We start from the raw sequence: 5,089 nt of genomic DNA on the forward strand, positions 1-5,089 counted from the left end.
CGCGGATCGTGCGGCGGATGACCGACTCGCCGGCTTGCGGAGCGAGGGCACGGGCGAGGAGCCGGGCGTCGTCGTCGCCCAGTTCCCTGACCTCCTTCGCCGGCAGTTTCTCCCAGGGGCCCTCAACGGGGCCGTCGTGTCCGGTGAAGAGCATGACCACGGGCTCGTTGCGCAGCCGGCGCGCGGCGAAGGCCAGGCACTGCGCGGATGGCTCGTCCAGCCACTGGGCGTCGTCGGCGACGATGAGCACCGGCCGTTTTTTGGCCAGTTCGCCGACGAGCGTCAGTACGGCCACGCCGATCAGAAACCGGTCCGCCACATCGGTGCTGGTACCGAGCGCCCCGTTCAGGGCCTTGGCCTGCGGCTCCGGGAGCGTGCTGATCCGCTCCGTTACCGGCCACAACAGTTCGTGCAGCGCGGCGAAGGCCAGCCCCGACTCAAGGCGAGTGCCTCCGCATCGCAAGACGGTGAAGTCCGCCGCCGCGGACTCGGCCGCGTATTCCAGCAGGGCGGTCTTGCCGATGCCGGGGTCACCCCACAGCACCAGCGTTGCCCCGTCGCCTTGCCGGGCACCGTCAAGGATCCGGTCAAGGGCTGCCTGCTCCTGGCGCCGTCCGTACAGGTCCATTTGCTTGAAAGCTTAATGGGCTGCGGTCGCCCGGAGCCACTGCCGGCAACCCGAGTTCAACGACACCAGGCCATATCTTGACCGACACGGTGACGGACACGGTGACGGATCCGTTTTCCTCGCTTCCTCCGTAGCGTCGGGCGCGTGACCAGTGAACCCGCGCCCCACCGCAGGAGAAGGACATGGCGACGGCGATCCGAGGTCGGGAGCGTCGGCAGGACAGTGGCTCAGCGTTCGTCGTGACGGACGCCGATATCGCCACGGCGGTCACGGACCCGAAACCGAGGCTGCGCTACCCGCCGTCCCGACCGTCGACCGCGTCAGCACGTTATGCCGCCACGCCCCGCCCTGGGCCAGCAGCGCCGCGCCCCCAGCCGGCCGGCTGACCCGCTCGTCCGTCGGGCGGATCGGGGCATCGAGGCAACAGCAAGGAGAAGCACGACATGGCCACGCGTCTGCGAGACCTGGTTCTGGGCGTCGCCTCTGCCAGTTCACGGCACCCCGGCGAACACGCATCCCTGACCAACTGTCACCCTTGGAGCGAACGATGACGCAACCCAGCACGATCAGCGTGGAGCGGCTGACACCAGGAATTCGCAAGATCACATTCTCGAATCCACCGGTGAATCTCATCGTTGGGGAGACCGTGTCCCGACTGGTTGAGGTCGTCACGGAGCTGAGCGAGGACCCGCAGGTTCACGTTGTCGTCTTCACCAGCAGTACACCCGGCTACTTCTTCAACCACTTCGATCTCGACCGGGTTGCCGACTTCATGCCGTCCGATCCCGAGGCGACGCCGGCGTGGATCGATCTCGTGGTACGGCTGTCCACAGCTCCGTTCATCAGCATCGCGTCCGTCCGCGGACGGACCCGGGGTGGCGGGGACGAACTGGCCCTGGCCTGCGATCTGCGCTACGCCAGCCGCGAGCACGCGGTGTTCGGCCAGCCCGAGGTCGGCGGCGGGATCCTTCCCGGCGGCGGGGGCACGGAACGCCTGCCCCGACTCATCGGACGGGACCGGGCACTCGAAGTCATCCTCAGCAGCAATGACTACGACGCCGACACGGCAGAACGCTACGGATGGGTGACCCGCACCCTTCCCGACGCCGAACTGGACGGCTTCGTGGACGGTGCGGCAACCCGGCTGGCGTCATTCGACAAGACGGCGCTGGCAGCCGCCAAGGCCCAGGTCAACCGGGCGACGCTCCCGCCCGATGCCGACCTGCGAGCGGCCTACACGGAATTCCTCAGCTCCTTGACCTGGCCAGGGGTCCAGGCATTCCTGCCCCGGTTCGAGAAGCTCGCCGCCGAAAAGGGTCCCGAAGAGCTGGAGCTCCGCTTGGGCCACTACCTCGGCATCGCACGTCAGGAGAGCCGGTGAACACCGACTGCGAGGCTCCGCTCGCGACCAGTGGATGACGCCTGCGGGATCCCCTCCAAAGTCACGCTCACCACAGCCTCCACCTGTTCGACAACGACGACCGGCGGCCGGGCCGAGGCTCGTCGACCGGGCCGTCCGGCCGCTCAGCAGGACCCGGACCCACGGACGGACCGTGTCCGCCGATATGCGCAGGTGCCCGGTGACCTCGACGATGGATGGAACCTCAAGGCAGGCCCATACACGCCGGACACCGCGCAACCGCACCCTCAGAGCCTGGGCGCGGTTCACCGGCCGAGGCCAGCGCTCCACCACAGCTCGCCCGCCCTCACCCACCGTGCGAGGCCACACCCACTCCCCGATCCACCGCCTGACGAAGAACCCCGGCACTCGTCGAGAGGGGGGCGGTCACCGCCGTCCTCAACCACCCGGATGCGGGCCGGTGCGACCTTGCCGGACCGCAGCCAACCTGCGGGTTGCGGTAGCGGGCTCTGGGATGGCCAAGTCCGAAGTGGTGCGTGAGGACGGCACCGAGGCCGCCGTCGACGAGTGCGGCGGGTCCCGCGAGGACCGGCCGTCTCGGATCCCTGCTGCGTCACCCACTCGTGGCCTTTCCTGTGCCGCGCCCCACGTTTCCCCGACTTTCTGGGATCGCCGGACCTGAGCCCTTGCCACCGACCGACGATCGGCATATGGTCGTACGAACGTAAGTCATACGGACGTAATACAAACCCAGGGATACGTGATGGCGACAACTCGACCGGTGGCACTCGTGACGGGTGCCACATCAGGGATCGGCAAGGAGGCGGCCCGCGCCTTCGTCGCGGCGGGTTTCGAGGTGATCGGAACCGGCCGCAAGACCTCCGGGCTCACCCCGCCCGCAGGTGTGACCTACCTCGATCTCGACGTGGCCAGTGACGACTCGTCCACCGCCGCGGTCGCGGAGGTGATCGACCGGTTCGGACGCATCGACGTCCTGGTCAACAACGCGGGCCTCGGCTCGGCGGGCGCCGTCGAGGAGAACTCCGTCAGCCAGGCCCAGAGCGTCCTGAACGTCAACGTCCTCGGCGTCATCCGTATGACGAAGGCCGTCCTGCCGCACATGCGCACCCAGGGTGGCGGACGCGTCATCAACATCTCGTCCGTCCTCGGGGTCGCCCCCCAGCCCTTCATGGCCCTCTACGTCGCGTCGAAGCACGCCGTCGAGGGCTTCTCCGAGTCGCTGGACCACGAGGTACGCGAGCACGGCGTCCGGGTCCTCCTCGTCCAGCCCGCCTACACCAAGACCAGCTTCGACACCAACGCCGCGCAGCCCGACACCCCGCTGCCCCTGTACGCGGAGCGGCGCCGCGTCTTCGACGAGGTGATCGCGGACGCGATGAAGGCCGGCGACGACCCCACCGTCGTCGCCAAAACGATCGTCACCGCGGCCACCGACAAGAAGCCGAAGCTGCGCTACACCGCCGGCCCGCTGGCCTCACGCGTCACCAAGGCGCGCCGCCTCGTCCCCGCCGGAACGTTCGACAAGCAGATCCGTAAGAACAACCGGCTGCCCGGCTGACACCCCGGTCCGGCTTCAAGGGTGCCAGATCCGCCCGAATGTCTCCGATAACCCGGCATCACGGACATCCCTGATGTCGCCGGAAGTCCATCGATCTGCCACTCGTTGATTTGCCAAGGAGTCTCAATGACGAAGTCAAACCGCCTGCGCGACCGGCGGGACGGAGGTGAACACCCGGTTGTCGCGCAGGAGCGCCCACAGCACGCTGGCCCGTCGTCGTGCCAGAGCGATGACGGCCTGGACGTGTTTGCAGCCCTCGCCGCGCTTCTTGAGGTAGAAGTCCCGGTTCGGACCGTGACGGATGATGCTGGTCTGCGCGGACATGTAGAACACCCGGCGCAGGCGGCGGCTGTAGCGCTTGGGCCGGTGCAGGTTGCCGGTCCGGCGTCCGGAGTCGTGCGGGACGGGTACCAGGCCGGCCGCCGAGGCCAGGTGGCCGGCGTCGGCATAGGCCGTGAGGTCGCCGGCAGCGACGACGAACTCGGCTCCGAGTATGGGGCCCATGCCGGGCAGGGACTCGATGATCTGTGCCTGCGGGTGGCTGCGGAACGTCTGACGGATCTGCTTGTCGATCTGCTTCAGCCGGTTGTCCAAGGCCAGGATCTGCACGGCCAGGTCGGCCACGATCTGGGCGGCGAGGTCCTCACCGGGCAGCGCGGTCTGCTGGGCCTGGCGGCCTCCAGCGCCGTCGCAGCGACGGCGTCGGCACCGCGCACACCGCGGTTGGCCAGCCAGGCCGTCAGCCTCGCCCTGCCGCGGCGGCGGAGAGCCGCCGGGGTCTGGTAGCCCGTCAGCAGGACCAGCGCGCCCTTTTGCGAGCTGTAGTCGCCGGCCCTCCCGGGCCGCCTAACAACTTACGGAGAGTCATGCAGCAGCAACGCCAGCACACAGCCCGGCACAGTGCATCCACCGCAAGGCGTTTTCTGAAGAAGAAGGTCGGGATCGCGCTGGCGGTCACCGCGACGGCGGCCGTCCTGGGATCGGCGCCGTCCGCGTCCGCATGGACGGGAGGCTCGTCCAGCGGGTCCGTTGTCACCGACGTGACGACCGCGGCGACGTTCGACTTCGCAGCCGGCGAGATCCCCGAGAACATCACCGCCAACCTCGACGGCTCAGTGACCCTGTCCATGCTCGGCAGCTGCGCGGTGTGCCAGCGCACCCACGGTCCGGAGCTGATGCGCATCTCCGCCTCCGGAGAGCGCACGGTGCTCGTCACCGGGCAGGTGGGTGAGGCGATCAGCGGTAACGCCCGTGGCAATGACGGCACCGTCTACTACGCGTTGTGGGCCCCGGGCAACGCGGACCGCAACGGCGTGTACAAGCTGCGCGCGGACGGTACCCCACAGCGCGTCGCCGCGCTGCCCGCCGACTCGGGCCCCAACGGGCTGGCCGTCACCGGACGCACCCTCTACATCGCGGACAGCCTGAAGGGCACCATCTGGTCCGTTCCGGTCTCGGGCGGATCGGTGACGCCGTGGCTGACCGATCCTGCTCTCGCGCCGGTACCCACCGAAGCCCTGCC

The 5,089-nt window shown here is 68.7% G+C and carries 3 protein-coding genes and 2 pseudogenes; 3 read left to right on the forward strand and 2 right to left on the reverse strand.

Translation table 11 applies throughout. From position 1 onward, the window contains the following. Positions 1-628, reverse strand: a 628-nt coding sequence (locus ABZ027_RS42965) for an ATP-binding protein (protein ID WP_356778531.1), incomplete at its 3' end; no start/stop codon positions are given. A 571-nt stretch (positions 629-1,199) separates the two neighbouring features. On the opposite strand from ABZ027_RS42965, the gene ABZ027_RS42970 reads away from it, so the two are divergent. Both ABZ027_RS42970 and ABZ027_RS42975 read left to right on the forward strand, forming a co-directional pair. Further along, a complete protein-coding gene (locus ABZ027_RS42970; protein ID WP_356778533.1) occupies positions 1,200-2,009 on the forward strand; it encodes an enoyl-CoA hydratase/isomerase family protein in 810 nt (269 codons plus the stop codon). A gap of 742 nt (positions 2,010-2,751) precedes the next feature. Then, positions 2,752-3,567: an oxidoreductase gene (locus tag ABZ027_RS42975; protein ID WP_356778535.1), complete on the forward strand. Its 816-nt coding sequence runs from the start codon at positions 2,752-2,754 to the stop codon at positions 3,565-3,567. Between the two features lie 135 nt (positions 3,568-3,702). On the opposite strand, the pseudogene ABZ027_RS42980 reads toward ABZ027_RS42975, so the two are convergent. Continuing rightward, positions 3,703-4,236: pseudogene (locus tag ABZ027_RS42980) on the reverse strand (transposase); the annotation flags it as partial. Positions 4,237-4,433: 197 nt separating this feature from the next. Here ABZ027_RS42980 and ABZ027_RS42985 point away from each other — a divergent pair. After that, a pseudogene (locus ABZ027_RS42985) lies at positions 4,434-5,089 on the forward strand (hypothetical protein); the annotation flags it as partial.

The sequence above is a fragment of the Streptomyces sp. NPDC006332 genome, assembly GCF_040612855.1.
In the GTDB taxonomy this organism is placed as follows: Bacteria; Actinomycetota; Actinomycetes; order Streptomycetales; family Streptomycetaceae; genus Streptomyces.